Here is a 25,626-nt window from a genome sequence, read left to right as displayed (position 1 = left end):
TATCGGGCTATTGCGAATGGGCCGACGGAGGCCTGTCGCGCAGCCTGTGAAACTGGCACAACGCAAACCAGCAGACGCGGCGGAACTGGCTTTGCCAGGCCGCTTGCGTCGTCCCCCTTGGGGGGAAGGCGCGAAGCGGCTCAGGGGGATTACTTTCTCTCTACTTCCAGATCGGCCAGCACACGCAGCAGGGCGCGATTGACCTCTTCCAGGTCCAGCTCGTAGGTTTCGCAAAGCTGGCGGATGGCGCTGGCGTCGTCCGTCTCCAGCGCGCAGGCCATCTGCAGGCCGCCGGTGTAGGGGCCGGTGCGCAGCACCGTGGCGTCGTAGATGCGCTCGGACAGGGGCAGGCGGCGCAGGATGGTGCCCAGCGGCTCGCCCAGCAGGTCGTCCAGCTGGGAAACCAGACCACACAGGTAGATCTCGCGGCGCAGGTCGTTCTCGACGCCCGCATCGAGCAGGTGGGCGGTGAGCTCGGCACGCATCACCATGGCCTCGCGCACCGGCTGCATGTTGGGGTCGGTGCTGGCATGGGGCAGTTGGTCGGACAGCCAGCGCTTGATGGAGCCGTAGCCCATCATCACCAGGCCCCGGCGCAGCGAGTCGATGCCCGTGCGCAGGCCCAGGGCCGCGGAGTTGGTGTACACCATGAAGCGGTACGCGAGGATCGGGTCCTGGCCCATGATGTCTTCAAAGGTTTCCAGCGACTGCTCTGCGTCGATGGCCTTCATGAGCTTGAAGATCACCGCGTGCGACGGCTGCTGGGGATGGTGGCGCAGGCTGTAGAGCACGTCTTCCGCCGGCCATCCCGCCAGTGCCAGTGCGTTGTGCTGGTCCAGGCAATGCTCCATGAGCGCACGGCTGGCGATGCCTTCGTACATCTGCCCGGCCAGCACGGGGCTGGTGGCGCGTACTGGCTGCGGGGGAGCGCCGCCGGGGCGGGTGGCAGGGGCCGCCTTCAGGGCTGCCACGGCGTCTTCGGGGCGCAGGGTGAGCAGGCTGTTGTCAAAGCACTGGGCAATGTCGGGCTCGGGCAGCCGGCCCAGCTCGCCGCGCCACACGAGCTTCAGGCCCCGCTGGTGGGCGGCCTTGACGTGTTTGTAAATGGTCGAGTCGGACAACCAGTCGCCGCGTACCTCGATCCACGGCGCACCCCGCGGCGCATGCTCCAGCATGTTGGACAGCAACTGGTGGCTTTGGGGGGACAGCAGGATCGGTGGGGAACTGGCGGACCACAACTCCTGCAGCGTGCGCAGCAGGTGGGCGGTATCGACCAGGGCCGAGGCCTCGCTGTGCACATAAAGCTGGATGGCCGCGAGTTTGCGGGCGCGGTTCCACAAGGGGCGGTAACCCAGAATCAGGCTGCCAAGGACAGATTGGACCATGTGCTCTCAGGCAATGTGACGGGGGCCTGTTCCCGGGGCGTGGGGGGCTCACCCCATCACCGCGTGAGCAAGTCCTAGCTAATGAAATTGAACAGGGACAGCTTCTGAACCTGCGCATAGGACTTGAGCGCTGCCTCATAGCCCACCTGCTGGTTCTGGAAGTCTGAAATTCCCTGGATCATATCGAGATCCTCGGCCCGCGAGCGGTCGCCTTCGAGCTGGATGGACCGCTTTTCCTGGTCGCCCGTGATGCGGTCCGCGCGGTTGAGCAGCTCGCCCGCGTAGCCGCGCATGTTGTGCATGCGTTCCAGACCGATGTCCATGTTGCCCAGGGCCTGCCCCACCGCCTGTGCCGCCGCATTGCTGTCGGGGGCATTGCGGATGTCGCGGATCGCGTTGTCCATGGTGCTGAACATGCTCGGGCTGGGCTGCAGGGTGATGGCGTCCCCGGTGGCGGGGTTGCCCTTGATGTCGAAGCTCAGGCCCGGAATGCTGGTGATGGAGATGGTCACCGGCTTGTCCGACGGATAGTCGGGCACCACCACGGCCGGCGACACGGCGCCGGTGGTGGTGTTGGTGAGCGTGTAGGTGGCGGTGGTCGTGCCCGGTGTGGCGCCCGGGCCCACCGCGCTGAAGGTGATGGTGTAGTTGTCGCCGGTCACCAGGCTCGGGTTCACGGGGGTGACTGCCGTGGTGTTGAGGAAGCGGCTGGAGGGGATGGCGCTGACGCCTGCGGTGTAGACCCCGTCGCGCTGCGGATCGAACATGAAGGTGGCTTCGCCGTCCAGCGCGCCGGGAATGGATACGCCACTGCTGGCTGTCTGGCCGGGCAGCCCCTCGAAGGTGTAGTCGGGGCTGCTGCTCAAGGGGCCGAGGAACGGTGCGAGCGCGCTGCCCAGGGAGCTGAGCAGCGGAACGCCGTTGGTGTCCTTGCGGTTGGCCACCTCCAGAAGCTGCTCGCGCAGACCCTGCAATTGGTTGGCGATGGTGGTGCGGTCGTTGGGCGTCAGGGCCGCACTGCCGGCGTTCACCACCAGCTCGCGGAAGTTCTGCACCAGGTCCACCGCATCGCCCAGGGCAGACTCGGCCTGGGCAATCGCGTTGCGCTGGGTTTCCAGTGCGCGCTGCTCGGTCTGGACGCGCGCCAGCCGGTTGATGGCGCGTTCTGCCTGTGCGGCCGACACGGGGTCGTCGCTGGCCCGCACCACGCGTTTGCCCGAGGTCAGGTTCTCCTGCAGGTTCGACAGGTTGGTCTGGCGCGTGCCCAGGTTGCGCAGGGCGTTGTCATACATGTTGGCCGTGCCAAGGCGGTAGATGCTATTGCTCATGTCGAACTCCTAACTCCTGTCCCGCCGTCAGCGGCCGAGGCCTTGCAGCAGCGAGTCAAAGATGTTTTGCGCGATCTGGATCATTTTGGACGATGCCTGGTACGCCTGCTGGTATTGGATCAGCCTTGCTGCCTCTTCGTCCAGATTGACCCCGGAAATCGCAGTGCGATCCCGCTCCAGATTGGACGCGATGGTGGTGGACAGCTCGGCCGCGAACAGCGCGCTCTGGGTGCGGGTCCCCACCTGGGAAATGGCGCCCGCATAGCCGTCGGAGAGCGTGGATTCGTCGAACATCTTCACGTCCCGCAGGCCCATGAGGGCGTTGGCGTTGCCGGAGTTGCGCGTGAAGATGTCGCCGTACTGCGGGTCCGAGGCATTGCCGATGACCACGGTATCGCCCGTGTTGGGGCTGCCCTGCAGCTTGATCTCCCACCCGTTGATGGAAATGGGCGTACCGGGCGTGTAGGGCTGTGCGGCGGCAATCGTGGTGGGCGGTGCGGTGCCGCGGTCCAGCACATCGTAGGTGGTGGGCGGGCCGGCCGTGAACTGCAGCTGGATGCCGCCCAGGATGGGGGGCAGTGCGGCGGGGTTGGCATTGGGCGGAAGTACCAGCCCCGGCGGGTTGGGCAGGCCGGTGGCCTTGAGGCCGGCCAGCTGCATCGTGCCGCCGTTGGAGGTGCCCATGGCCGCATTGATGGGGTTGGCCGCTGCCAGATCGCGTGGCGAATACACCAGCGACTGGATGTTGGCCGCCGCCGTGCTGAACGGCTTGAACAGCATGCGCTCGCCCGGGTTGCCGGGCGTGGTCAGGTTGAAGTTGAGGCCGTCGATCTGCAGCGTGGCCAGGTTGGCCGCGTCGGTGAACGGGGTGGAGGTGCCGTCCGACAGCCGCACCACCTGCCCGGCCGTGCCGGTGGTGAAGCGGATTTCATAGTCCGACGCCGCGAACTGCGTGGGGCCGGTGAAGGACACCGTGCCCACGCCCGCGCCGTTGGTGTGGCCTGGCATGCTGGCGGGCAACGCGAACAGGTCCTTGCCCAGCGCACCGTCGAGCGTGAGGCCCAGGTTGTGCTGGTCGTTCATCGTCATGCCGATGGCCATGGCCATGCGGCCCAGCAGGTTGCGTCCCTCGGCCAGATCGGTGTTGTTGAAGCGCAGCAGGCCCGACATCGAGCCCCCGCCGAGCACGTTCTCGTCCATTTCCACGGCCGGTGCACCGGGCCGGTTGAAGAACAGCTTGATCTGGCCGCTGCCGGGGAAGGCGGTGGCATCGTCTACCGAGAGGCTGGTCGCCGTGGTGCCCAGCACCAGCGGCTGGCTGCCCGCCACGAACAGGCCCACCGTGCCGTCGTCGGCCGGGATTTGCGTGGTCTGCACATACTGGTTGATGTCGCGGATGATCTGGTCGCGCTGGTCCAACAGGTCATTCGGGGTCTGTCCATTGCCCTTGGCGCGCGCGATCTGCTCGTTCACACTGGCCATCTGCCCGGCCAGGCTGTTGACGGCGGTGATGCTGCTTTGCAGCTGCTCGGTGACGGTGTACTGGATCTCGTTGATGCGGTCGGCGGCCGAGCGCATGCGCGACGCGGTTTCGTCCATGCGCGTGAGCACCACGGTGCGTGCGGTGATGTCGGTGGGGGCGCTCACCACGTCCGAGAACGCATTCATCATGTCGTTGATGGCGGCACCCAGGCCGGCCGTGCCGCCGCTGAAGACCTCCTGCAGCTGGCGCAGGCGCTCGGCCCGCACGATGTCGGACGACTGCACGGAGCCCGCCGTGGCCGACTGGCGCGTGAGCAGCTCGCTCTGGTTGCGCAGGATGGTCTGCACATCCACACCCTGGCCGATATAGCCACCCCCCGTGAACTGGCCCTGCACGGTCTGCAGCACCACGGTCTGGCGCGAATAGCCGGGCGTATTGACGTTGGCGATGTTGTGGCCCGCCGTCTGCAGGGCCACCTGGTTGGCCAGCAGGGCGCGGGCGCCGACGTTGAGAAGACTCATGGCTTACCTCGGCTTTCTCATCACGCCTGGGCGCGCTGTACGCGCAAAGCGCTGTTGATGGCGCCGCTGAGCTTTCGGGCGTACTCGGGGTCGGTGGCGTATCCGGCCTTTTGCAGCTCGGCCGCATAGGCCACGGCCGAACCGTTCTTGGCGGTGGCCTGCGCCTTTTCGTAGCGGGGGCTTTCAGTGATGAGGCGGGCGTAGTCGCGGAACGAGTCCTCGTACGAGTCGTAGGCGCGGAACTTGGCGGTCACCTTCTGGGCCTTGCCGTTGATGTATTCGGTGGTCGTGATCTCGGCCACCTTGCCCGTCCAGCCCTTGCCGGCCTTGATGCCGAACAGGTTGAACGAGTTGGAGCCGTCCTTGTGTTTGATCTCGCTCTTGCCCCAGCCAGTTTCGTGGCCGGCCTGGCCCAGCATGAAGCTCGCCGGAATGCCACTCTCCTGGGCCACGCGCTCGGCGGTGCCGGAGAGGTGTTGCACAAATCCATCGCGCCCCTTGGGTGCGGGTGCCGTCGCCTCAGCCGGGGTGCCGGTGGCCGGTGCCGCTGCACGCGGCAGTGCCTGCGGCAGGCTCAGCGTGGAAGGCACGGAGAAGTTCGCATCGGCACCGCCCATCTGGCGCGAGAGCTGGCGCGCAATCGCTTCAGAAAGCCCGCCCTGCTGGCCGGACATGCTGACAGACAGCTGCTGGTCCAGCATGTCCTGCCCCAGGTTGGCCTGCTCGCCTTCCATGAGGCCGGATTTCATCGTGGCGTCGCGCATGCTCTTGATCAGCTCGCGCATGAACAGCGACTCGAACTGCTTGGCCACCTCGCGGGTGGTCTGGGCGTTGTTGGCCGTGCCCGCGTCGTACTTGAGCGTGTTGAGCGAGCGGATGTCCACCGCCAGCGCATTGGACGTGCTGGTGGTGCTGGACGAAGGGAGTGTGAGGGCCATGGTCAAGCCTCCTGCGCTGGGCTACCCACAGACAGTGAATTCGGCGCTGCCCAGGCCTGTGCACCCGTGGAACTGGCTTTGCCAGGCCACCGGGTGTGTCCCCCTTTGGGGGAAGGCGCGAAGCGACTCAGGGGGAGCATTTAGATCACTTCCAGCTCGGCGTTGAGCGCGCCAGCGGCCTTGATGGCCTGCAGGATGGCCAGCAGGTCTTGGGGTGTGGCGCCCAGTGTGTTGAGCGCCTTCACCACGTCCGCCAGCTGGGGCGAGGGCGGCATCTGGATGATGTTGCCCGGCTCCTGGTTGATGCGGATGTCGCTTTGCTGCGCCACCACGGTTTGCCCTTGCGAGAGCGGTGCGGGCTGGCTGATGATGGGCGTCGAGCTGATGGTGATCGAGAGGTTGCCGTGCGCAATGGCGCAGGGGCCCAGCGTGACCGCCTGGTTGAGCACCACCGAGCCAGTGCGTGCGTTGATGACGACCTTGGCCGAGGGGGTGGACGACTCCAGCGCCAGCTCTTCGAGGTCGGCGATGAAACCCACGCGGGCGCCAGGGTCGATCGGCGCGCGCACCTGCACCGTGCGGCCGTCGAGCGCCGTGGCCAGGCCACTGCCCAGCTTGGTGTTGATGGCCTGCGCCACGCGGCGCGCAGTCTGGAAGTCCGAGGCGTTGAGCCCGAGGTTGATGGTGTCGCCCTCGTTGAGCGGCGTGGGCACGGCGCGCTCGACCTGCGCGCCCTGCGGAATGCGGCCTGCGCTCAGGTGGTTGATCTGCACCTTGCTGCCGCCGGCCGATGCACCGGCGCCACCGACCACCACATTGCCCTGGGCCAGCGCATAGATCTCGCCGTCGGCGCCGCGCAGCGGCGTGACGATCAGCGTGCCGCCCTTGAGCGACTTGGCGTTGCCCATGGAGGAGACGTTGATGTCGATCGTCTGTCCCGGCTGCGCAAAAGCGGGAAGCTGCGCCGTGACGATCACGGCCGCCACGTTCTTGAGCTGCAGCTGGCCCGCCGCGCTGGGGGGCAGGCTGATGCCCATCTGCTGCAGGTAGTTGGACATGGCCTGCGTGGTGTAGGGCATCTGCGTGGTCTGGTCGCCCGTGCCGTCCAGCCCCACCACCAGGCCATAGCCCGTCAGCTGGTTGCTGCGCACCCCTTGCACCGCCGCCACTTCCTTGATGCGCAAGGCATGTGCGGGCACCGCCACACCAACGGCCACAAGGGCCAACAACAGCCACAGCGCGCGCACGCGGCGTGACAGGAGGGAGTGGGACAAGGCTTTCATGGCATCCATTGTGGGCGGCCCCGCCAGGAACTAAAACCCAAAAAGAAGCGGGTTCACCGGCCTATTGCGTGGGTTCCAGGGCAGGTGGTGAACGGCCAGTGGCGCGCGTAAAGCCAGGCAGGCGCCGGTGCCGCGCTACAGGAGAAATTATGAATAAAAATAGCCTATACCGCTTGATGGATAAGCGTTGGTAGCTATAAATTATGTAGCAAATCGGGGCGGGGATTTTTCACAACGGTCAGGCATCCCGAAGCCTCAAAACCCCAGGCTTTGTGCCCCCGGCGTATCCAGAAACCACACCCGTAAAAACTGGCGCGGCCAAAGGCCAGCGCCACCGCGGATCCGGCTTTGCCGGGCAGGGGGTGGCGTCCCCCCTCAGGGGGGACGGCGCGCAGCGACTCAGGGGGGAATCTAGAACGGCGTGATCGTGTTGAAGATCCGGTTCATCCACCCCATGGCCTGGGCTTCGTTCTGCGCCCCACGGCCACGGGATTCCACCCGCACATTGGCCACCTGGGTCGAGTTCACGATGCTGCCCGGCTGCAGCGCACGCGGGTCGATGGTGCCCGAGAAGCGCAGCACATCCACGTTCTGGTTCACGCCGATCTGCTTTTCACCCGTCACGACCAGGTGGCCATTGGGCAGCACGTCCACCACGGTGGCCGTGATCGAGCCGGTGAAGGTGTTGGCGCTTTCGGTGCCGCCCTTGCCGGAGAAGGTGTTTTCCGACGCGGCGCCCAGCGTGGTGCGGTCGGCCAGCGACTTCTTCACGAAAGGCAGGTTGGTGATGCCGGCTGAGGCCTCCGAGGTGCGGTCCACGGTGGATGAGGATTTCTGGCTGGCCGTCACGTTCTCGACGATCATGATCGTCACGTTGTCGCCCACCATGCGCGCGCGGCGGTCTTCGAAGGCGGGGCGGTAGCTGGCGTTGTGGAACAGCCCGCCCGTCACGGGTGGTGGGGTGCGCGGCGCGGCGGCCAGCGGCGGCGGCGTGGTGGGCAGGATGTCCACTGGCGGCGGGGGTGACATGGTGGCGCAGCCCGTGAGCAGCAGCGCGCCCAGGGCGGCCGGCAGGGCAAAAAGGCGAGTGAACTGCAGCATGGCGAAAGCTCCTGTCGTCGTCATCTTCGTCACAGCTGGCTGAGCTTGGCCAGCATCTGGTCCGAGGTCTGGATGGCCTTGGAATTCATTTCGTAGGCGCGCTGGGCCTGGATCATGGTGACCAGCTCTTCCACCACGTTGACGTTGGAGGCTTCCAGAAAGCCCTGCTTCAGGATGCCCAGCCCGTTGGTGCCGGGCGTGCCCTGCTGGGGCTGGCCCGAGGCGGCAGATTCCTTGAACAGGTTCTGGCCGATGGGCTCGAGGCCGGCCGGGTTGATGAAGGCTGACATCGCCAGGTTGCCGAGCGGCTGGGGCTGGGTGTTGCCCTGCACAGTGGCAGACACCACGCCGTCGGCGCTGATGGTCACGCTCGTGGCATTGGCGGGCACCGTGATGCCGTTGGCCACGGGCAGGCCACTGGAGTTGACCAGGCGGCCTTGCGAATCGACCTGGAACGAGCCGTCCCGCGTGTAGCCCAGCGTGCCGTCGGGCATGGTCACTTCAAAAAAGCCGTTGCCATTGATGGCCACGTCCAGGTTGTTCTTGGACTCCTGCAGGCTGCCCTGCACGAAGTTGCGGCTGGTGGCCACCGTGCGCACGCCCAGGCCCAGGTGCAGGCCGGTGGGCAACTGGTTCTGCTCGGTGGTGTTGGCGCCCACCTGGCGCAGGTTCTGGTAGATCAGGTCTTCGAACACCGCGTTGTTGCGCTTGTAGCCGGTGGTGGAGACGTTGGCCAGGTTGTGCGAGATGACGTCGAGCTGGGTCTGCTGGGCAGACATGCCGGTCTTGGCGATCCAGAGGGAGTTGATCATGGTGCTTCCTTTTGGCGTGGCGGCGTGGGGCGCGACCTCAGCCGTTCATGCTCAGCAGCTGGCTGGCGGTCTTGTCGTTGGTTTCAGCGGACTGCAGCAGGCGCATCTGCTGCTCGAACTGGCGCGATGCGGCAATCATCCCGACCATGCTTTCGACCGGGTTCACGTTCGAGCCTTCCACCGCCCCGGCCAGCATGCGGGCGTTGGCGTCGCTCGGGATCGGGTCCCCCGACGCAGCGCGAAACAGGCCGTCGTCGCCGCGCTTGAGCGGGTCTTCCAGTGTGGGGGTGGCCAGCTTGAGGCGGCCAATGGCCTGCGCGGGCTGGCCTGCCGCCTTGGCGGTGACCGTGCCGTCCGAGCCCAGTGTGACCTCGGCGCCCGGGGGAACATCAATGGGCGCGCCGCCGTCGGACAGCACCGGCAGCCCGGTGGGGGTGAGCAGCTGGCCCGTGGCCGACACCTCGAAGGTGCCTGCTCGGGTGTAGGCCTCGGTGCCATCCAGGCCCTGCACGGCAAACCAGGCATTGCCCACGGCCATGGCGTCGAGGTTGCGGCCGGTGCGCTGCACGGGGCCGGGCGTGCTCACATGGCCCGAGGTGGCCTCCAGCGCAAAAACGCGGGTCTTGGAGCCATCGCCCTGGATGGGCACGGAGCGGAAGGTGGACATCTCCGCGCGAAACCCCTGGGTGGAGGCGTTGGCGAGGTTGTTGGACAACACGGCCTGCCGGTGGGCGGCCGCGTTGGCGCCCGTCATCGCGGTGTAAATGATGCGGTCCATGGTGCGATGTTCCTTTCAGTACCCTGCAGTGCTGCGTGCCGTGCGCAGCGTGTGCAACCGGCGCGGCCCAGGCGCGGCCAGCCGCGCAAGGGCCGCCCCGCCGCGCTGGCTGCGTCCCCCTCCCGGAGCGCGCAGCGCGCAGAGAGAGGGGGAAGGCGCGAAGCGACTCAGGGGGTGTTTCATCTCAAGTTCACCAGGGTGGACATCACCTGGTCTTGCGTCTTGATCGTCTGGGCGTTGGCCTGGTAGGCGCGCTGCGCGGTCATCATGTTCACCAGCTCGGCGGTCAGGTCCACGTTGGAGTCTTCCAGCGCGCCCGAGCGGAGTGATCCGAAGTTGCCGTCCGTGGCCGTGCCTGCTACGGGTTGGCCGGATTCAAAGGTGGCCACCCAATTGTTGCTGCCCACCGCTGCCAGGCCCTGCGTGTTGCGGAAGCTCGACAGCGCAAGCTGGCCTTCCGCGCGGGTCACGCCGTTGGAGTAACGGGTCATGATCATCCCGTTGTTCTCGATGTTGATGCCGGTGAGCTCGCCCGTGGTGTAGCCGTCCTGGCTCAGGTTCGAGACCGAGAACTTGTTGCCGCTCTGGGAAACATCGTCCAGGCTCACCGCCACATCAAAGGCGGGCAGGTTGTTGGGGTTGGGCGGGGTCGGGTTCACGTTCAGCGTGAGCGCAAAGCCCGTGGCGGGTGGCGTGGCCACCGGGCCGGTGATGGCGCCATTGTTGTCAAACGTGATCTGCCCGATGGGTGCAGCCACCACTGGGGGCACCGCCGTCGGGTCGTCGAGTGCGTCGTACACGTCCCAGGTGTTGTCGGTGGCGGTCTTCTGGAAGTACAGGCTCACCGGCTTGGCCACGCCCTGGCTGTCGAACACGTTGATGGACGTGCCATAGGTGGCGCGTGGCGTGGCCGGGATCGGGGGTGTCGCGGCAGGGTCGCCGGCCGCGTCGGTGGCCGTGGCGGGCAGGTTGAAGGCGGCAGTGACCGTCGTGGTCTGCTTGGCGGGGATGGGCTCGGAGGTGGGGAACACCATCGGGATGGGGTCCGTGCCCGAACGCAGCCCGGTGACCGGGTCCACGGGGTACCCCATCACGTTCGCGTTGTCGTTGGTGATCATGTTGCCCTCCTTGTCCAGCTTGAAGTTGCCGGAGCGGGTGTAGGCGGGCGTGCCATCGGGCAGCGTGAGCGTGAAGAAGCCGTTGCCGTTGATGGCGACATCCAGGCTGTTGCCGGTGATTGTGAGATTTCCCTGGGTGAACTGCTGGGAGACAGCGCCCACTTCGACGCCGATGCCGGCATTGGTGCCACCCGCCGAGCCGATGGCCGAAGCCACCATTTCGGCGAATTCTGCCCGCGAGGCCTTGAACCCGACGGTGTTGGAGTTGGCAATGTTGTGCCCGATGACGTCGAGGTTCTTGCTGGCGGCGTTCAAGCCAGAGAGGCCTTGCTGAAAACTCATGGTGTTCTCCTGATGGGGGCGGTCACTGAATCGGCCGGGGTTTAGACCAGGGCCTTGATCTGGCTGTAGTTGATGGTTTTGCCGTTGGCCAGGGTCAGCACCAGCTGGCCGTCCTCGGCACCTGCGGCCGTCACCTTGGACAGGGCCAGCGACGTGCTTTCGATCTTGGTCGAACCATTGGTGGCACTGACGCGGAACTGCAGCCCCTCGGTGGAGCCGGTGTATTTGCTGGCATCCCACTCGAAGGTGTGGCGCCCTGCGGCCTTGGCGCCCAGGTCCATGGTCTCGATCACCTGGCCGCCAGCGGTCATGACCTCGACCTTCACCTTGGTGGCGGCCGAGCCCAGCTCAAAGCCGCCCTTGCCGGCCTTGTCGGCCACGGCCAGCGTGGAACCTTCGGTCATCACGTTGCGGCCAATCAGGGCCGTTCCCTGCATGACCTGCAGCGAGTTGAACTGCGCCGACATGCTCTCCATCGTCTGGTTGAGCTGCTGAATGCCCGTCACCGTGTTGATCTGCGCAATCTGCGAGGTCATCTGGGCGTTGTCCAGCGGATTCATCGGGTCCTGGTTGTTCAGCTGTGCAACCAGCAGTTTCAGGAAGCGGTCCTGCGCGGCCGCCGGGTCGGTGGCGGCGGTGTTGGCCTTCGTGCCGGTTGCGTCGGTCACGGAGGGGGCGTTGGTGGCACTGAGAATCATGGTGGGGTCTCCCGGAAATTACTGGCCCATCTGCAGGGTCTTGAGGAGCAGCGACTTGGCCGTGTTCATGACCTCGACGTTGTTCTGGTACGAGCGCGAGGCGGAGATCATGTTGACCATCTCCTCCACGGCATTGACGTTGGAGTGCGTCACATAGCCCTGTTCGTCGGCCGACGGGTGGCTGGGGTCGTGCACGCGGCGGCCGGGCGTGTTGCTTTCGCTGATGGAGCTCACGCGCACACCGGCCGAGCTGTCTGCGCCCATGGGGGCGGTCTGGAAGACCACCTGGCGGGCCTTGTAAGCCTTGCCATCGGGGCCGGCCACCGCATCGACGTTGGCCAGGTTGCTGGCCACCACGTTGAGCCGCTGCGACTGCGCGCTGACGGCGCTGCCCGACACATTGAAGATGGAGAACATGGACATGGGGAGACTCGCTTTCTGCGCTGCAATGCGGGTGGCTTATTGGCCCTGGATCGCGCTGAGCATGGTTTTGGCGTTGCCGTTGATGAAACGCAGCGTGGCTTCGTAGCGCACCGCGTTGTCCACAAAATTGGCGCGTTCCCGGTCCAGGTCCACCGTGTTGTTGTCCAGGCTGGGCTGTGCCTGCACGGAGTAGCCCAGCGCACCGGGTGCGCCGGTGCCTGTGCTGGCGGCGGGCAGAGGAATGTGGCGGGGGTCTGTGGCGCCCTTGGCCCCCAAGTTGCCCCCAGTGCCCACGGAGCCCCCTGTGGCGAGGCGGGTCACACCAGATCCTGAGCCTGTGGCTTCGCGCATCGCATCGCCAAAGCTGAAATCGCGAGCCACGTAGCCAGGGGTGTCGGCGTTGGCGATGTTGCTGGCGATGGCACGCTGGCGCTCGGCACGCAGCAGCAGCGCGTTGCCGTGGAAGTCCAGCCGGTTGGTCATCTTGTCAAGCATGGTTGCCTCACACCCTGGGTTGCAATAGGGGCCGGTTTGGGGGTTTCCGGCGTGGTTCGATTGTGAAAGCCGCCGCTTTTTTCTAAAGCGCGAAGAACGCGGAAATGGGCGCGCAGTTTCGGGTTTTGCGCAGGGCCCGTGTGCCTATAGTTCCAGTCGTGAAATAGTCTTTGCCGCCAGTGCGGGAAGACCTGCGATGCCCAGGAGGCCCCATGCCAGCGATCTTCGTTTCCCCCTTCATTTCCCGTTTGGTGCGCTCTGGCGCCCTGGCTGCGGCTGGGCAGGGGCGCGCTGCGGTGCGCCACGCTCTGGCGGTGGCGCTGGGGCTGGCAACGGTTGTCGGCGGCAGTGGGGCCGCATTGGCCCAGGCTGCAGCCGACCCCAGCACCGACCTGGGGCCTTTGACCCAGCGCTGGCTGAATGACGCGATGTCGCGCAATCAGGCTTCCGGGTTGCCGTTACGTATGGAAGTGAGTGTTGGCTCACTCGACTCCCGTTTGCGGCTTGCGCCCTGTGCGCGGGTCGAGCCTTACCTGCCAGCGGGCGCCCGCCTGTGGGGGCGCACCCGCCTGGGGCTGCGCTGCGTAGAGGGCCAGACCGCCTGGAATGTGTACCTTCCCGTGACCGTCAAGGCCTTTGGCCCAGCCTGGGTGTTGACCGGCCCGGTGGCCTCGGGGGCCGTCCTCACCGCCAACGACGCCACGGAAGCCGAAGTGGATTGGGCTGAAGAGTCGGCGGCGGTCATGGCCAACCCGGAAATGTGGGTGGGACAGGTGGCCGCGCGCCAGCTGGTGGCGGGCCAGGCATTGCGCCAGACCATGGTGCGGCCCCCTCAACTCTTCCGCGCAGGTGCCCAGGTCAAGGTGGTTGCCCAGGGGCCTGGCTATGCGGTGACGTCGGCGGGGCAGGCCATGTCTGCAGGCGCTGCGGGGCAGATTGTTCGCATCCGCATGGACAATGGTCGAATGGTTAGTGGTACTGTCAATGAAAATGGAACTGTGGTCGTAGCTCTTTGATGACGCTGCCGCGATAAATGGCTAAAGTCCGGGCCAAATGGGTCGAAAACATTGCTACTGATGCCCCACATCCAACGGGGTGGTGGAGAGAGCGATGAAGATTGGTCAAAAACCGGAACTCCCGGGCGCCTTGGCGCAGACGGGGCTTGCCAAGCAAGCCAAAAGTCCTGCCAGCGCTGCTGAAGGAGCCGTCAAAGACGCTGCGGCTGTGTCAACCGCCGGTGTGCCCGTCACGGTCTCCACTGCTGCCCGTGCACTGGACCAGACGACCCGTTCCACCGGTGATTTTGATGCCAGCAAGGTCAAGGCTGTGCGGTCGGCCATCGAAAAAGGCACCTTTTCGGTAGATGCCGAGGCCATTGCTGACAAGATGCTCTCCAACGCCCAGGAAATCTTGGCCCGCTCCCGCGGCTGATTCGTCAACTCACTTGGCAGGCGGGTGCCATAGAACGCACAATGCGCCATGTCGCTGGAAGAATCCCTCTCGGCTGTTGAACAGCTGATCGAAAAAGTCTCTGCCGCCCTTCTCGCGGCAGATCCCCAATCCCTGGAAAAGAACAGCACGGCCCTTCGGGATGCAGCGGCTCAGTTCGCGCGCATTCTGGAGCAGACGGCGGCCAGAGGTCTGCCTTTGCCGGTGCAGTTGCAAAAGCGGGTGGATGCTATCGGCGGCATGCTGGCCAACCACCGCGAGGGCCTCGCCCGCCTGTCCGCCAACGCCGACCGCCAGGTTGCCAGTCTGCTGCCCCAGGCCGGCTCCCCCGCCACCTATGGCGACGGCCGCGGCGCCCAGCCCGGCAAGCCCGGCGTGGCACGGATCTACAAGTCGGCGGGCTGAGTCGAGTCGCAACCCAAAAAAGATAGCTGCCAGCGCTTTAGCTACCTTTGTTTGAATGGTCAAACCGGTTTGATCCGACGCTAGTAAAGCGCGAGCAGCTATCTCATCGATAGCAAACCGGGTTCAGTACGTCGGAGTTCGGCCGAGCGCAATGGCCGTCGAAACGGTCGCAGCCCAATACCAGTGCCACCGTGGATCTGGCTTCGCCAGTCCAGGGGTGGCGTCCCCCTCAGGGGGAAGGCGCCGCGGGCGACTCGGGGGGAGTTATGGCCTCAGAGGGAGCTAATGCGCGCGCATCTTGGCGCGCAGCCGGGCGATAGACTGGCTGTGCAGCTGGCACACCCGTGACTCGGTAACCCCCAGCACGGCTGCGATCTCCTTGAGATTCATGTCGTGCTCGTAGTACATGCCCATGATGTGCTGCTCACGCTCGGGCAGGGTCTTGATGGCATTCACCAGCGACATCTTGAGCCGCTGGTCGCGCAGCATTTCCATCGGGTCGGCATCGCCATCGGCAACGTGGCGGTCGAGGAAACCATCGTCGTCGTCGTTGCCATGGGTCATGTCTTCCAGGTACACGAGTTGTGTGCCCCGGACCTTGCCCAGCAGGTTCTGGTAGTCGGGCAGGCTCATGCCCATCTCACTGGCGATTTCAGACTCCAGGGGGCTGCGGCCCAGCTTTTGTTCCATCCGGCGCACTGCGTGCTCGATGTCTTTCTGGCTCTTGCGAGAACTGCGTGACATCCAGTCCCCCTCGCGCAACTCGTCGAGCATGGCGCCGCGGATGCGCTGGGTGGCAAAGGTCTCGAACTGCACGCCCTGGGCGACTTCGTAGCGCGACAGGGCATCCGCCAGGCCCATCATGCCGACCTGGATCAAATCGTCCAGCTCCACATTGGGGGGCAGCTTGGCGATCATGTGGTGCGCAATCCTTCGCACCAGCGGGACGTGCTGGCGGATCAGCGCATCACGATCGAGCTGGCCTTTGGCGGTGTACATCGTGTTATCCACCTTCAAGTGCCTGCAAAGCCGCCGGGCAGGCCGGTTTGGCCTGGCCCCGCATGTGCCAGGGCCTGAACGCCGCATGCGGCGGCCAGCAACGGCATGGGGTTAAACAAGTACATCACACGCTCTGGTACGCTGGTCAATGGCTCCGGACGAAATGCGCAGGCATTTCTGTCATGTTGCAAGGCGGCAGGGCCGTCAGCGATTCACTGATAGTGCCCGCATTTTCCAGCAGTTGCAAGGCCAGGCGCTGGAGGTCCTGGGGGTTCTGCGTGGCGATGGTGGTCGTGCGCACCGGGCCACCCAGGTGGCGCTCGGCGCAGTCCTGCAGGGTCAGCAGTGCGTGTTGCGTCTTGCGCCGTTCGGCCGCGGTGTTGCCATGCAGCAAGGCCGCCACCATGCAGGGCAGGGTGGTGTGCTGTGCGATTTGCTTGAGGCTCTTGTAACTGGTGAGCACACCTGCCGAGCCGTCACCCATCACCACCAGCGGTATGGTGGACGTGTGCGTCAGCAGCGGTCCGAGTGTGGCCGCAGGCGCGTGCAGCACGATCAGTCCGTACGTCCGAAAATAGGGCAGCAGGCCGGGCAGCGGCGCCGTTTCATTGCGGCTGGCCTCCCGGCTGATGCGCAAAAGGCCCTTCGCCGCCGGAATCACCGCTAGTGACGATGCCATCGCCCCCATGTTGAGGCTGACGCCCTCGTTCCACGGTGCCTGTTGCAATAGGTGCAGCAGCCCCGGGCAGTCGTCCGTCTCCTGGGCGGTGCCGTCAAGCACCACCACCGGGTAGCCCAGGCGCTGCAGGCTCGCGCAGATCTGCCACAGCGTCTCCAGCCCGGTGCCTGCGTTGTCCTGGCTGGCGACCGCCACCACCCGCAATTCAGACTGCGGGGTGAAGCTGTGCAGGCCGGCCGCCTGGTGAAAGCCGATATCAAGCATCGACCAGCCCTCGCTCGTTCATGGTGTCAGGCGAATGCGAGAAGAAGAAGTTCAGGTCGGTCGCCTTGGGATCAAAGGCCGATTTGGCGGGCGCGCGCATGGAGGTGCTGATGAGCTTGTGTGCATCGGCGCGCTCCCAGTCTTCCGGCACGCGCTGGCCGTTGGTCACGCCGCGCAGCACCATCTGGTGGCGAATCAGTGCGTCGATGGCGGGGCCGAGTTTCACGGCTTCGTCCACCTTGGACAGGATGGCCTGCTGGGAGCCCTCGGTCTTGAAGGCAGTAAGCACGTCATCGAGCGTGTCACCATGGCAGCCCGCATTGAGCACCAGCAGGCGATTGACGTGGGGCAGGTCCAGCACGTCGAGCATGTCGCGCTTGCGCGGGTCGCGCGGGGCAACGCCCGTGGTGTCGATCAGCACCATCTTCTTGCCGCTGAGCAGGCCCAGCAGGTCCTGCAGCGCGGCGCGGTCGTGCGCCAGATGGGCCACGATGCCCAGCATGCGGCCATAGGTGCGCAGCTGCTCGTGTGCGCCGACGCGGTAGGTGTCGAGCGTGATCAGGCCCACGCTGCCGGGGCCGTGGATGCGTGCGCACAGTGCGGCCAGCTTGGCCGTGGTGGTGGTCTTGCCCACACCGGTGGAGCCCACCATCGCGAAGATGCCGCCTTGCTCGTACAGCGGAGGTTCGGCCAGGTCGGTCTTGAGGTTGCGCTCCAGCACTTCCATCAACCAGCGCACCGACTCTGCCGCCGACAGCTCTTCGGGCATGCGTTCCAGCACGGCGCGGGCCAGCGAGGGCGAATAGCCCGCGCGGATCATCTTGAGCATGAGATTGGACTGGATCGGGTTCTGGCGCGCCTGGCCCAGCCAGGCCAGTGTGTTGAAGCGGTCTTCGATCAGCTCCTTCATCGCATGGAGTTCGTTCATCACACTTTGCTGGTTGTTCGACTGGATCAGGTTGGCGCTGGCGGCTTCCTGCCGGCGGCGTGGCGGCTCGGGCGGGATGTCCATGGGGATGGTGCGCAGCGGGTTGTGGCGCACCACGGCGGGCGCGGGCATGCGTTCACGTTCCGGCTCCTGGTCGCGGCTGCGCTCCGACAAGGTTTGTGGTTCGGCTGGGCCGTTGAGCGCCTCGTGGCGGCGGCGCAGCATGCGCTCACGCACGTAGTCCTGGAACGACAGCGTGCTCATCGCCAGCTGCTCGGTGTCTTCCTCCACCGGGTTGCGGCCCAGGGTGTTGGCCGTGGCTGCCTGGTTTGTGCGCTGGGGTGCGCTGCGCGCCGGTGTGGGGGCCAGCAAGGGCGGGTTGCTGGAAGAGCCGGCACTGCCGCCGCCATCCAGAGCCGAGAGGGTGTCTTCGGCCGTGGCCACGACTTCGACGCCGTTGGCCGTGGGGCGGTTGGACAGGATCAGTGTGCCGTCGCCAAAGGCCATGCGCGCTTTGGCCAGAGCCTCCCGGGATGTGGGAGCGTGGAAGCGTTTGATGTTCATGCTGATGCACCTCTAAGGATCGGCCCAATGCGGATGGTGTGGGTCTCGGGGATTTCACTGTGCGCAAGCACCTGCAGCCGGGGGGCCACGCGGCGCACCAGGCGGGAGATGGCGTTGCGGATCTGGTCGGGAACCAGCAGGCAGGCGGGCAGGCCCATCTCTTCCTGCTTGAGGGCCACCTCGGCGGCCTTTTGCGTGAGGATGTCGGCCACGCCCGGGTCCAGGGCGGGGCCGGCCGTGTTGCCCAGCGCCTGTACCAGCAGGCGTTCGAGGCCGGGTTCGATGGCGATGACGTTGAGTTCGCGGGTGGGGCCGTAGATCTGTTGCACGATGGCGGGCGACAGCGCGATGCGCACGCGGCGGGCCAGCTCGACCGGGTCGGAGATGCCACCGGCGTGCTCGGCCAGCGTTTCAATGATGGTGCGGATATCGCGGATGTGCACAGACTCTTCCAACAGCAGCTGGAGGACTTTCTGGAACGTTGCGATGGAGACCATTTTGGGGACCACTTCTTCGATGAGCTTGGGAGCCAGCTTGGCCACGTGTTCCACCAGTTGCTGCGTTTCCGTGCGACTGAGGAGCTTGGCGGCTTGCACTTGCATCAAGTGTGACAAATGGGTGGCCATCACGGTTTCGGAATCAACGACCGTAAAACCAGCCATTTGTGCGGCTTCCTTCTGCCGGTCGTCGATCCAGTGTGCTGGGAGTCCAAAAGCAGGGTCTGTGGTGGGGGTGCCAATCAGCGGCGTGGTGATGCCGCCCGGGTTGATGGCCAGGAACATGCCGGGGAAGGCTTCGCCTTCGCCCACCACCACGCCACGCAGCGTGATGCGGTAGCCGCTGGGCTTCAATTCGAGGTTGTCACGCACGTGGACGGCCGGAGGCAGGAAGCCGACTTCCTGCGCAAACTTGCGGCGCACGCCCTTGATGCGCGTGAGCAGGTCGCCCTGGCGGCTCTTGTCCACCAGGCTGATCAGGCGGTAGCCCAGCTCCAGGCCCAGCAGGTCCACGGGCTGCAGATCGTCCCAGGTGGCTTCGCCATCGCTGACGGGGGCGGGCGGGGCCTCGACTTCGGGCGGTACCTTTTGGCGCTCGTGCAGCACCCAGGCGCCATAGGCGAGCAGGCCACCCATGGTCAGAAACACCACGTGGGGCATGCCCGGGATCAGGCCCAGCAGCAGCAGGATGCCAGCGGTCACGCCCAGCACGCGGGGTGACATGAAGAGCTGCTGCACGATCTGGCGGCCCATGTCGTGGTCCTTGCCCACGCGTGAGATCACCATGGCGGCGGCTACCGAAATCAGCAGGCCGGGGATCTGCGCCACCAGCGCATCACCAATGGCCAGCAGGATGTAGCTGTCGGCCGCCTGCTTGGCCGAGAGGTCATGCTGCAAAACACCGATGGCAAAGCCACCGATGATGTTGATCAAGAGGATCAGGATGCCGGCGACCGCATCGCCGCGCACGAACTTGGAGGCACCGTCCATGGACCCGAAGAAGTTCGCTTCTTCCGCCACTTCGGCGCGGCGGCGCTTGGCTTCCTTCTCGTCGATCAGCCCGGCGTTCAGGTCGGCATCCACCGCCATCTGCTTGCCGGGCATGGCGTCCAGCGTGAAGCGGGCCGACACTTCGGCAATGCGCTCGGCGCCTTTGGTGATCACCACAAAGTTGATCACCACCAGGATCGCGAACACGATCAGCCCGACGGCAAAGTTGCCACCGATCAGGAAGTGGCCGAAGGCCTCGATCACCGCACCGGCGGCGCCCGGGCCCGTGTGGCCTTCCAGCAGCACCACCCGGGTAGAGGCCACGTTCAGCGACAGGCGCATCAGGGTGGTCAGCAGCAGCACCGATGGGAAGGCCGCGAAATCCAGGGGGCGCAGCATGTAGGCCGCCACCATCATCACCATCAGGGCCACGGCGATGTTCAGCGTGAAGAACGCGTCGAGCAGCCACGGCGGGATCGGCAGCACCATGAGCGCGAGAATGGCGACCACCAGCAGCGGCGCCGACAGGCCCTGCAGGGCGCCTGCATTGCTGCCAGCCCATTGCCGAAGAGACGTTACGGAGGTGTTCATACGGCAGCGCCTTGCACGGGAGTGCGGTTCAGCGGATCGAGTTCAGGAGGCACAAACGGCTCCACCAGGCCGTCAGGCATGTGGCCTTCGCCACGCAGGGCGGCCTTCAAGCGGTAGACATAGGCCAGCACCTGGGCCACGGCGGTGTAGAGCGCGGTGGGAATGGCCTGGTCGAGCTCGGCATGGGCATACAGCGCCCGGGCCAGCATGGGTGACTGCAGCACGGGCACGTTGTGCTCCTTGGCGACATCGCGGATCTTGAGTGCGATGAGGTCGGTGCCGCGCGAAATCACTTGCGGGGCGCTCATGGTCTTTTCGTCGTACTTGAGCGCCACGGCGTAGTGGGTGGGGTTCATGACCACGAAGTCGGCCTTGGGAACGGCGCCCACGCTGGCACGGTCGGCAATCTCGCGCTGCTTTTGGCGGATGCGGCCCTTGGTGTGCGGGTTGCCGTCGGATTCCTTGTGCTCTTGCTTGATTTCTTCGTGCGACATCTTCAGGCGCGCCTTGAAGAAGTAAGCCTGCAGGGGCACGTCCACCAGCGCCGCCAGAAACACCACCAGCAGCAGCAGGCTCATGCCGGACGTGAGCCAGTCCGCCAACTGGCGGATGGCCATGGGGGAGGGTTGCAGCACCAGCATGGCCACGGTGTCGATGCTGTTGCCCATGAACTTCCAGGCCACATAGCTCAGGATCGCGGTCATCAGCACCATCTTGGCCACATTGGCCATCTGCTGCTTGGAGAAAAGGTTGGCCACGCCCGAGATCGGGTTGAGCCGGTTGAATTGGGGGGTGATCGGCTTGAGACTCAGAATCCAGCCGCCCGCGCCAATGGCGCTGATCAGGGCGGCGGCGCTGGTGAGAAGGGCAAACACCGTGCTGGCCACCAGGCCCACCAACATCATGTCCTGCAAGCGCTTGAGCATGGTGCCCGGTGCCATCACGGTGGCGGCATCAAACGCCAGCTGCTGGCTCATCGCCCGCTGCATATGGTCCATCAGCTGGGGGGCCAGCACGAGAAGGCAGGCTGCCCCAGCACCGAGGATTGCCAAGTGGGAAAGATCGCGTGAGCGCGCTCCCTGGCCGTCTTCGCGCGTCTTCTGCAGCTTGCGCTCTGACGCGGGTAGGCTTTTTTCTTGGCTGGATTCCATGATGGCATGACGGCTGGTGTCATGCCATTGTCGTGAGCGACCCGGAAATCTAAAGCCCGATAAAGAGGTGGCAGCCCCCCCTTTTCGATGCGGCGTGAAGCGGCTTCACGCGCATACGGTCACTCGCTGGCAACAGCTCAATGCAGGAGGAAGTTGTCAAAATTGATAGCTGCTAGCGCTTGATGGGTAAACGCTAGAGATCATTTTGATCAATAAACCGGGGATGAAGCCCCCCGCGGGCTGTCAGAACCCGAGGCTGGCGAGCAGATCGTCCACCTGGGACTGGTCAGTCACCACGTCGGGGGTGTGCTCGGGGTCCACCACGGGCCCCTGCAGGTGCGCGGTGCGGGCTGGCTCGACCACGGCGGCCACCTGCGCATTGGCGGGGGCGGTCTGGATCAGCAGCTGCACCAGCTGGTCTTCGATGGTGGCGGCCAGGTTCACCACGCGGGCGATCACCTGCCCCGTGAGGTCGTGAAAATCCTGCGCCATCATGATTTCGGTGAGGTGCGTGTCGGCTTCCTTGGTCACGCGCTCCACGTCGGTGAGGAAGTTGAAGATCTCGCCCTTGGCCACGGCCGCCACCGGGTCGGCCACCAGTGAGTTGACGACCCGGCGCGTTTCCGCCGCGATGTAGTCGTGCTGGGCCTTCGCCTGCTCGACGCGGTTGAGCACCTTTTCGGCCGCTTCACCGGTCAGGCGGGCGATGTAGGACAGGCGGCTTTGCGCATCGGGCAGCTCGCCCATGGAGCCGCGCAGCTTGTCGGCATAGCCCAGTTCGTTGAGCGAGTCGTGCAGCTGGCGGGTCAGCTGGCCAATTTTGTGGTGTACATCGGCAGGCGGCTGGCTGTTGTCCGGTGTGTCGTCCATGGTGTCATAGCCCCATCTTTTTCAGGATCAAGGTCACTTTCTCTTCGAGCGTGGCCTTGGTGAAGGGTTTGACGATGTAGCCCGCGGCACCGCCCTGGGCGGCCGCCACGATGTCTTCCTTGCGGGCTTCGGCTGTGACCATGAGGACGGGCAAGTGCTTGAGCTTGTCGTCCTTCTTGATTTCCGCCAGCAACTGAAAACCGTTCATGTTGGGCATGTTGATGTCGGTCACCACGAAGTCGAACTTGCTGTTGCGCAGCTTGTTCAAGGCGGCCACGCCATCTTCGGCCTCGTCGGCATCGGCAAAGCCGCTTTCCTTGAGCAGATTGCGCACGATGCGCCGCATGGTGGAGAAGTCGTCAACGATCAAAAAACGAAGGGCTGTGGTCACGTGGGACCCTTTCGGTCGGAAATGGCTGTAAGTATTGTCATGGGTGGCAGGTTTGGTGACAAGTCGTAACTTTTACCTGACAGGGGGGGGATTTTCCCGCTTTTCATTCAACAGTTCTGTCGATGTGATTTCAGGAATCCCCTTGCCCATGAGTCGTTCTTCGGCCTCCCGGGTCAGCACCGTGATGGTGATGCGCCGGTTGGCGGGTGCACGTGGGGTTTTTGGCTCCAGCAGATCACTGGCCGCCAGGCCCACCACACGTCCCAGTTTAGCGTCTGGCATGCCGGCCGAGACAAGCTCGCGGCGCGAGGCATTGGCGCGGTCGGCCGACAGCTCCCAGTTGCTGTAGCCCCGGTCGCTGTTGCCGTAGGGCACGGCATCGGTATGCCCGGCCAGGCTGATGCGGTTTTCCACCCCTCCGAGGGCAGCGCCGATCTCGCGCAGGATGTCGCGCATGTAGGGTTTCACCAACGCGCTGCCACTGTCGAACATGGGGCGGTTCTGGTCGTCGATGATCTGGATCTGCAGGCCGTCGGGCGTGATGTCGATGCGGATCTGCGACTTGTATTCGTTCAGGCGCGGGTTTTCGGTGATGAGCGCGTCGATCTTGGCCTCCAGGGCCTTGATGCGGTCCAGGTCCTGCTTGGCCTGCTCGGCCTTGGCGGCGTCGATGCTCATGCGGCGCTGCTTGGCCGCCTCCACGTCGGAACGCCGCACTTGTCCATGCACCTTCGAGAGATCGTTGCCCCCGCCCGGAATCACGCTGGAGCTGTTGCCCGCGCCATCGCCGCCCGTCATCGCCACCTTGAGCGGCGACGCAAAATACGCGGCAATCCCCTGCAGCTCGCCCTTGGCCGTGGAGCCCAGCAGCCACATCAGCAGGAAGAACGCCATCATCGCCGTCACGAAGTCGGCATACGCAATCTTCCAGGCGCCACCATGCACCGCATGGCCGCCCTTCTTGATGCGCTTGACGATGATGGGCTGGAGTTTTTTTTCTGCCATGGCGTTGTGGACTTCGCGGCGCTGCCGTCGCTACTTCTTGCCCTTCACATGCCCCTCCAGCTCGGAGAAGCTGGGGCGGACGCTGGAGAAAAGCACCTTGCGGCCAAACTCGATGGCCGTGGCGGGGTTGTAGCCCTGCATGCTGGCCAGCAGGGTGGACTTGATGCACAGCAGCTCCTTGGCGGCGTCCTCGGTCTTTTGCTCGACCAGGCCGCCCAGGGGTTCGACCACACCGTAGGCCAGCAAAATCCCGAGGAACGTGCCCACCAGCGCCGAGCCGATCATGCCGCCCAGCACCGAGGGCGGCTGGCCCACCGAGCCCATGGTGTTCACCACGCCCAGCACGGCAGCCACGATACCGAAGGCGGGCAGGGCGCCAGCCAGGCGCGCCAGCGCGGCCACGGGGGCGTGGGCCTCCTGGTGGTGGGTGTCGATCTCGCTGTCCATCAGCGCTTCGATCTCGTGGGAGTTGAGGTTGCCCGAGACCATCATGCGCAGGTAGTCGGTGGTGAACTCGATCACATGGTGGTCGCTGCCCACGGTGGGGTATTTCTTGAAGATCTCGGACTCGTGGGGCGCTTCCACATCCTTTTCGATTGCCATCAGGCCTTCCTTGCGGGCCTTCTGCAGGATGTCATAGAGCATGGCCATGAGCTCCATGTAGCGGGCCTTGGTGTATTTGGAGCCCTTGAGCGCCATCGGGATGGCGGCCAGGGTGGCCTTGATCACCTTGGGCTGGTTGTTCACCACGAAGGCGCCCAGCGCGCCGCCCAGGATGGTGACGATCTCGAAGGGCAGGGCCTTCAGGATCACGCTGATGTTCCCGCCGTGCACGATGTACACGCCGAAGATGCAGCCTAGGCAGACAACGTAACCGATGATGACGAACATGCTTTAGACGTGTTGGGCGGCAGCCGAGGCAAAACAGGAGGGCGGGCAGGGCCGCTGGCAACGCGGCTTACCGAAGGTTACTGCAAATGTATCGGATTGAAGAGCCTGGAATGCGCTCAAGAGTGCCATCAACACAGGGCTTCTCTGGCAAATGGCGCCATCGCCACACCTGTGTTTCCTTCGGCCGTGCCTCGACCTTCCTTGGCCGGGCCGGTGCGACCTGGCCTCGCCAACCCCCCGCGTTTAGCGCAAGGGGTGGGATGGTGGCGCTGAATATGGCCAGTTTCAGAGGATTTCCTATAAAAATGCTGCTGGCGCTTGATGGTCAATAACTTATTGCTATAAATTTGGTAGCTTTATGGGGTTGCTTGGCACCCGCTCACACCTGTGCGCAGTGTCAATCGCTGCATTTGGCCCGTATTTCCGCAGTGACAGGGCCTTTTGGTGGCGCAGGGGCTGGACTATGCTGCGGGCATGAAAGCCGTACTGCTCGCGGGGGGGCTGGGAACCCGCATCTCGGAAGAGTCGCACCTGCGTCCCAAGCCCATGATCGAGATCGGTGGGCGGCCCATCCTTTGGCACATCATGAAGATGTACGCTGCCCATGGCGTCAACGACTTCATCATCTGCCTGGGCTACCGGGGCTATGTGATCAAGGAGTATTTCGCCAACTACTTCCTGCACATGTCGGACGTGACCTTCGACATGGCCAACAACCGCATGGAAGTGCACCACCGCCACGCCGAGCCCTGGCGCGTGACGCTGGTGGACACCGGCGAAAGCACCATGACCGGCGGGCGTTTGCGACGGGTGCAGGAATATCTGCCTGCGGGCGAGCCCTTCTGCTTTACCTATGGCGATGGTGTTGCCGACCTCGACATGACGGCCCAGTTTGCCTTCCACCGCGCCCATGGCCGCCAGGCCACGGTGACGGCCGTGCAGCCTCCGGGCCGCTATGGCGCCTTGGTGCGCGATGGCGACACCGTGGCCGGGTTCGAGGAAAAACCGCGTGGCGACGGCGGCTGGATCAACGGCGGCTTTTTTGTGCTGCAGCCCGAGGTGATCGACCACATCGAAGGCGACGCCACCAGCTGGGAGCTGGAGCCCATGGCCCGCCTGGCCACCAGCGGCCAGCTGCGCGCCTTTGAACACACGGGCTTTTGGCAGCCGATGGACACGCTGCGCGAGAAGAACCTTCTCGAAGACCTGTGGCAATCGGGCCGCGCGCCCTGGAAGTGCTGGTAAAC

General features: G+C 65.0%; 25 protein-coding genes. 4 read left to right on the top strand and 21 right to left on the bottom strand.

Features of this window, described 5'->3' with window-relative positions:
- Window positions 1-149: 149 nt before the first annotated feature.
- The 12 genes from ARADN35_RS0122120 to ARADN35_RS0122065 all read right to left on the bottom strand — a co-directional run bounded on the left by ARADN35_RS0122120 (window position 150) and on the right by ARADN35_RS0122065 (window position 12,705).
- Window positions 150-1,385 (bottom strand): HDOD domain-containing protein, encoded by a 1,236-nt coding sequence (locus ARADN35_RS0122120; protein ID WP_010466117.1) that lies wholly within the window; start codon window positions 1,383-1,385, stop codon window positions 150-152.
- Between the two features lie 74 nt (window positions 1,386-1,459).
- Window positions 1,460-2,713 carry a flagellar hook-associated protein FlgL gene (flgL, locus tag ARADN35_RS0122115; protein WP_010466115.1) on the bottom strand — a complete coding sequence of 418 codons (1,254 nt, stop codon included), beginning with the start codon at window positions 2,711-2,713 and terminating at the stop codon, window positions 1,460-1,462.
- A gap of 27 nt (window positions 2,714-2,740) precedes the next feature.
- The gene (flgK, locus tag ARADN35_RS0122110; protein ID WP_010466114.1) at window positions 2,741-4,717 is read right to left on the bottom strand and encodes a flagellar hook-associated protein FlgK; all 1,977 of its coding nucleotides are present in this window, start codon (window positions 4,715-4,717) and stop codon (window positions 2,741-2,743) included.
- Window positions 4,718-4,737: 20 nt separating this feature from the next.
- Window positions 4,738-5,655, bottom strand: a complete 918-nt coding sequence (gene flgJ, locus ARADN35_RS0122105; RefSeq protein WP_010466112.1) for a flagellar assembly peptidoglycan hydrolase FlgJ — start codon at window positions 5,653-5,655, stop codon at window positions 4,738-4,740.
- A 140-nt stretch (window positions 5,656-5,795) separates the two neighbouring features.
- Window positions 5,796-6,938, bottom strand: a complete 1,143-nt coding sequence (locus ARADN35_RS0122100) for a flagellar basal body P-ring protein FlgI (RefSeq protein ID WP_029414292.1) — start codon at window positions 6,936-6,938, stop codon at window positions 5,796-5,798.
- A gap of 411 nt (window positions 6,939-7,349) precedes the next feature.
- Window positions 7,350-8,039 carry a flagellar basal body L-ring protein FlgH gene (locus ARADN35_RS0122095; protein ID WP_010466107.1) on the bottom strand — a complete coding sequence of 230 codons (690 nt, stop codon included), beginning with the start codon at window positions 8,037-8,039 and terminating at the stop codon, window positions 7,350-7,352.
- A gap of 29 nt (window positions 8,040-8,068) precedes the next feature.
- Window positions 8,069-8,851: a flagellar basal-body rod protein FlgG gene (gene flgG, locus ARADN35_RS0122090; protein WP_010466105.1), complete on the bottom strand. Its 783-nt coding sequence runs from the start codon at window positions 8,849-8,851 to the stop codon at window positions 8,069-8,071.
- 37 nt (window positions 8,852-8,888) lie between these two features.
- The gene (flgF, locus tag ARADN35_RS0122085; protein WP_010466103.1) at window positions 8,889-9,629 is read right to left on the bottom strand and encodes a flagellar basal-body rod protein FlgF; all 741 of its coding nucleotides are present in this window, start codon (window positions 9,627-9,629) and stop codon (window positions 8,889-8,891) included.
- 179 nt (window positions 9,630-9,808) lie between these two features.
- On the bottom strand, window positions 9,809-11,089 hold the full coding sequence (flgE, locus tag ARADN35_RS0122080; protein ID WP_010466101.1) for a flagellar hook protein FlgE: 1,281 nt from the start codon (window positions 11,087-11,089) through the stop codon (window positions 9,809-9,811).
- Window positions 11,090-11,130: 41 nt separating this feature from the next.
- The gene (locus ARADN35_RS0122075) at window positions 11,131-11,787 is read right to left on the bottom strand and encodes a flagellar hook assembly protein FlgD (protein WP_010466099.1); all 657 of its coding nucleotides are present in this window, start codon (window positions 11,785-11,787) and stop codon (window positions 11,131-11,133) included.
- An 18-nt stretch (window positions 11,788-11,805) separates the two neighbouring features.
- Window positions 11,806-12,210 carry a flagellar basal body rod protein FlgC gene (gene flgC, locus ARADN35_RS0122070; protein WP_010466097.1) on the bottom strand — a complete coding sequence of 135 codons (405 nt, stop codon included), beginning with the start codon at window positions 12,208-12,210 and terminating at the stop codon, window positions 11,806-11,808.
- Between the two features lie 36 nt (window positions 12,211-12,246).
- The gene (locus ARADN35_RS0122065) at window positions 12,247-12,705 is read right to left on the bottom strand and encodes a flagellar basal body rod protein FlgB (RefSeq protein WP_010466095.1); all 459 of its coding nucleotides are present in this window, start codon (window positions 12,703-12,705) and stop codon (window positions 12,247-12,249) included.
- A gap of 212 nt (window positions 12,706-12,917) precedes the next feature.
- On the opposite strand from ARADN35_RS0122065, the gene flgA reads away from it, so the two are divergent.
- The 3 genes from flgA (at window position 12,918) to ARADN35_RS0122050 (ending at window position 14,559) form a co-directional block, all read left to right on the top strand.
- Window positions 12,918-13,721 (top strand): flagellar basal body P-ring formation chaperone FlgA, encoded by an 804-nt coding sequence (gene flgA / locus ARADN35_RS0122060; RefSeq protein ID WP_010466094.1) that lies wholly within the window; start codon window positions 12,918-12,920, stop codon window positions 13,719-13,721.
- A gap of 94 nt (window positions 13,722-13,815) precedes the next feature.
- Window positions 13,816-14,136 (top strand): flagellar biosynthesis anti-sigma factor FlgM, encoded by a 321-nt coding sequence (flgM, locus tag ARADN35_RS0122055; RefSeq protein WP_010466092.1) that lies wholly within the window; start codon window positions 13,816-13,818, stop codon window positions 14,134-14,136.
- A gap of 48 nt (window positions 14,137-14,184) precedes the next feature.
- On the top strand, window positions 14,185-14,559 hold the full coding sequence (locus ARADN35_RS0122050) for a hypothetical protein (RefSeq protein ID WP_010466090.1): 375 nt from the start codon (window positions 14,185-14,187) through the stop codon (window positions 14,557-14,559).
- A 282-nt stretch (window positions 14,560-14,841) separates the two neighbouring features.
- On the opposite strand, the gene ARADN35_RS0122045 is transcribed toward ARADN35_RS0122050, so the two are convergent.
- From ARADN35_RS0122045 to motA, 9 genes are all read right to left on the bottom strand, one after another.
- Window positions 14,842-15,558 carry an RNA polymerase sigma factor FliA gene (locus ARADN35_RS0122045; protein ID WP_010466088.1) on the bottom strand — a complete coding sequence of 239 codons (717 nt, stop codon included), beginning with the start codon at window positions 15,556-15,558 and terminating at the stop codon, window positions 14,842-14,844.
- 145 nt (window positions 15,559-15,703) lie between these two features.
- A complete protein-coding gene (locus ARADN35_RS0122035) occupies window positions 15,704-16,501 on the bottom strand; it encodes a hypothetical protein (protein WP_010466086.1) in 798 nt (265 codons plus the stop codon).
- A complete protein-coding gene (gene flhF, locus ARADN35_RS0122030; protein WP_010466084.1) occupies window positions 16,494-17,993 on the bottom strand; it encodes a flagellar biosynthesis GTPase FlhF in 1,500 nt (499 codons plus the stop codon). Before flhF ends, ARADN35_RS0122035 begins: the two co-directional genes overlap by 8 nt.
- Window positions 17,990-20,071, bottom strand: a complete 2,082-nt coding sequence (flhA, locus tag ARADN35_RS0122025; protein ID WP_010466082.1) for a flagellar biosynthesis protein FlhA — start codon at window positions 20,069-20,071, stop codon at window positions 17,990-17,992. Before flhA ends, flhF begins: the two co-directional genes overlap by 4 nt.
- On the bottom strand, window positions 20,068-21,222 hold the full coding sequence (locus ARADN35_RS0122020) for an EscU/YscU/HrcU family type III secretion system export apparatus switch protein (protein WP_010466080.1): 1,155 nt from the start codon (window positions 21,220-21,222) through the stop codon (window positions 20,068-20,070). The genes flhA and ARADN35_RS0122020 overlap by 4 nt, the downstream gene beginning before the upstream one ends.
- Window positions 21,223-21,465: 243 nt before the next feature.
- Window positions 21,466-22,092 carry a protein phosphatase CheZ gene (locus ARADN35_RS0122015; RefSeq protein WP_010466078.1) on the bottom strand — a complete coding sequence of 209 codons (627 nt, stop codon included), beginning with the start codon at window positions 22,090-22,092 and terminating at the stop codon, window positions 21,466-21,468.
- A 4-nt stretch (window positions 22,093-22,096) separates the two neighbouring features.
- The gene (gene cheY / locus ARADN35_RS0122010; RefSeq protein WP_010466076.1) at window positions 22,097-22,483 is read right to left on the bottom strand and encodes a chemotaxis response regulator CheY; all 387 of its coding nucleotides are present in this window, start codon (window positions 22,481-22,483) and stop codon (window positions 22,097-22,099) included.
- A 72-nt stretch (window positions 22,484-22,555) separates the two neighbouring features.
- Window positions 22,556-23,488: a flagellar motor protein MotB gene (gene motB, locus ARADN35_RS0122005; RefSeq protein ID WP_010466074.1), complete on the bottom strand. Its 933-nt coding sequence runs from the start codon at window positions 23,486-23,488 to the stop codon at window positions 22,556-22,558.
- Between the two features lie 30 nt (window positions 23,489-23,518).
- Window positions 23,519-24,379 carry a flagellar motor stator protein MotA gene (gene motA, locus ARADN35_RS0122000; protein ID WP_010466072.1) on the bottom strand — a complete coding sequence of 287 codons (861 nt, stop codon included), beginning with the start codon at window positions 24,377-24,379 and terminating at the stop codon, window positions 23,519-23,521.
- Window positions 24,380-24,853: 474 nt separating this feature from the next.
- On the opposite strand from motA, the gene rfbF reads away from it, so the two are divergent.
- Entirely contained in the window at window positions 24,854-25,624 is a 771-nt protein-coding gene (rfbF, locus tag ARADN35_RS0121995) for a glucose-1-phosphate cytidylyltransferase (protein WP_010466070.1), read from the top strand.
- The last annotated feature ends 2 nt before the right edge of the window (window positions 25,625-25,626 follow it).

The organism is Acidovorax radicis N35 (assembly GCF_000204195.1).
GTDB lineage: Bacteria > Pseudomonadota > Gammaproteobacteria > Burkholderiales > Burkholderiaceae_C > Acidovorax > Acidovorax radicis.
The sequence above is the reverse complement of the archived record's forward strand: the minus strand, read 5'-3'. Positions and strand labels throughout refer to the sequence as shown.

What these genes read in the sequence shown, in the direction of transcription:
- ARADN35_RS0122120 (WP_010466117.1), bottom strand. Translation starts at nt 1,385, where the DNA reads ATGGTCCAATCTGTCCTTGGCAGCCTGATTCTGGGTTACCGCCCCTTG.
- flgL (WP_010466115.1), bottom strand. Translation starts at nt 2,713, where the DNA reads ATGAGCAATAGCATCTACCGCCTTGGCACGGCCAACATGTATGACAAC.
- flgK (WP_010466114.1), bottom strand. Translation starts at nt 4,717, where the DNA reads ATGAGTCTTCTCAACGTCGGCGCCCGCGCCCTGCTGGCCAACCAGGTG.
- flgJ (WP_010466112.1), bottom strand. Translation starts at nt 5,655, where the DNA reads ATGGCCCTCACACTCCCTTCGTCCAGCACCACCAGCACGTCCAATGCG.
- ARADN35_RS0122100 (WP_029414292.1), bottom strand. Translation starts at nt 6,938, where the DNA reads ATGAAAGCCTTGTCCCACTCCCTCCTGTCACGCCGCGTGCGCGCGCTG.
- ARADN35_RS0122095 (WP_010466107.1), bottom strand. Translation starts at nt 8,039, where the DNA reads ATGCTGCAGTTCACTCGCCTTTTTGCCCTGCCGGCCGCCCTGGGCGCG.
- flgG (WP_010466105.1), bottom strand. Translation starts at nt 8,851, where the DNA reads ATGATCAACTCCCTCTGGATCGCCAAGACCGGCATGTCTGCCCAGCAG.
- flgF (WP_010466103.1), bottom strand. Translation starts at nt 9,629, where the DNA reads ATGGACCGCATCATTTACACCGCGATGACGGGCGCCAACGCGGCCGCC.
- flgE (WP_010466101.1), bottom strand. Translation starts at nt 11,089, where the DNA reads ATGAGTTTTCAGCAAGGCCTCTCTGGCTTGAACGCCGCCAGCAAGAAC.
- ARADN35_RS0122075 (WP_010466099.1), bottom strand. Translation starts at nt 11,787, where the DNA reads ATGATTCTCAGTGCCACCAACGCCCCCTCCGTGACCGACGCAACCGGC.
- flgC (WP_010466097.1), bottom strand. Translation starts at nt 12,210, where the DNA reads ATGTCCATGTTCTCCATCTTCAATGTGTCGGGCAGCGCCGTCAGCGCG.
- ARADN35_RS0122065 (WP_010466095.1), bottom strand. Translation starts at nt 12,705, where the DNA reads ATGCTTGACAAGATGACCAACCGGCTGGACTTCCACGGCAACGCGCTG.
- flgA (WP_010466094.1), top strand. Translation starts at nt 12,918, where the DNA reads ATGCCAGCGATCTTCGTTTCCCCCTTCATTTCCCGTTTGGTGCGCTCT.
- flgM (WP_010466092.1), top strand. Translation starts at nt 13,816, where the DNA reads ATGAAGATTGGTCAAAAACCGGAACTCCCGGGCGCCTTGGCGCAGACG.
- ARADN35_RS0122050 (WP_010466090.1), top strand. Translation starts at nt 14,185, where the DNA reads ATGTCGCTGGAAGAATCCCTCTCGGCTGTTGAACAGCTGATCGAAAAA.
- ARADN35_RS0122045 (WP_010466088.1), bottom strand. Translation starts at nt 15,558, where the DNA reads ATGTACACCGCCAAAGGCCAGCTCGATCGTGATGCGCTGATCCGCCAG.
- ARADN35_RS0122035 (WP_010466086.1), bottom strand. Translation starts at nt 16,501, where the DNA reads ATGCTTGATATCGGCTTTCACCAGGCGGCCGGCCTGCACAGCTTCACC.
- flhF (WP_010466084.1), bottom strand. Translation starts at nt 17,993, where the DNA reads ATGAACATCAAACGCTTCCACGCTCCCACATCCCGGGAGGCTCTGGCC.
- flhA (WP_010466082.1), bottom strand. Translation starts at nt 20,071, where the DNA reads ATGAACACCTCCGTAACGTCTCTTCGGCAATGGGCTGGCAGCAATGCA.
- ARADN35_RS0122020 (WP_010466080.1), bottom strand. Translation starts at nt 21,222, where the DNA reads ATGGAATCCAGCCAAGAAAAAAGCCTACCCGCGTCAGAGCGCAAGCTG.
- ARADN35_RS0122015 (WP_010466078.1), bottom strand. Translation starts at nt 22,092, where the DNA reads ATGGACGACACACCGGACAACAGCCAGCCGCCTGCCGATGTACACCAC.
- motB (WP_010466074.1), bottom strand. Translation starts at nt 23,488, where the DNA reads ATGGCAGAAAAAAAACTCCAGCCCATCATCGTCAAGCGCATCAAGAAG.
- motA (WP_010466072.1), bottom strand. Translation starts at nt 24,379, where the DNA reads ATGTTCGTCATCATCGGTTACGTTGTCTGCCTAGGCTGCATCTTCGGC.
- rfbF (WP_010466070.1), top strand. Translation starts at nt 24,854, where the DNA reads ATGAAAGCCGTACTGCTCGCGGGGGGGCTGGGAACCCGCATCTCGGAA.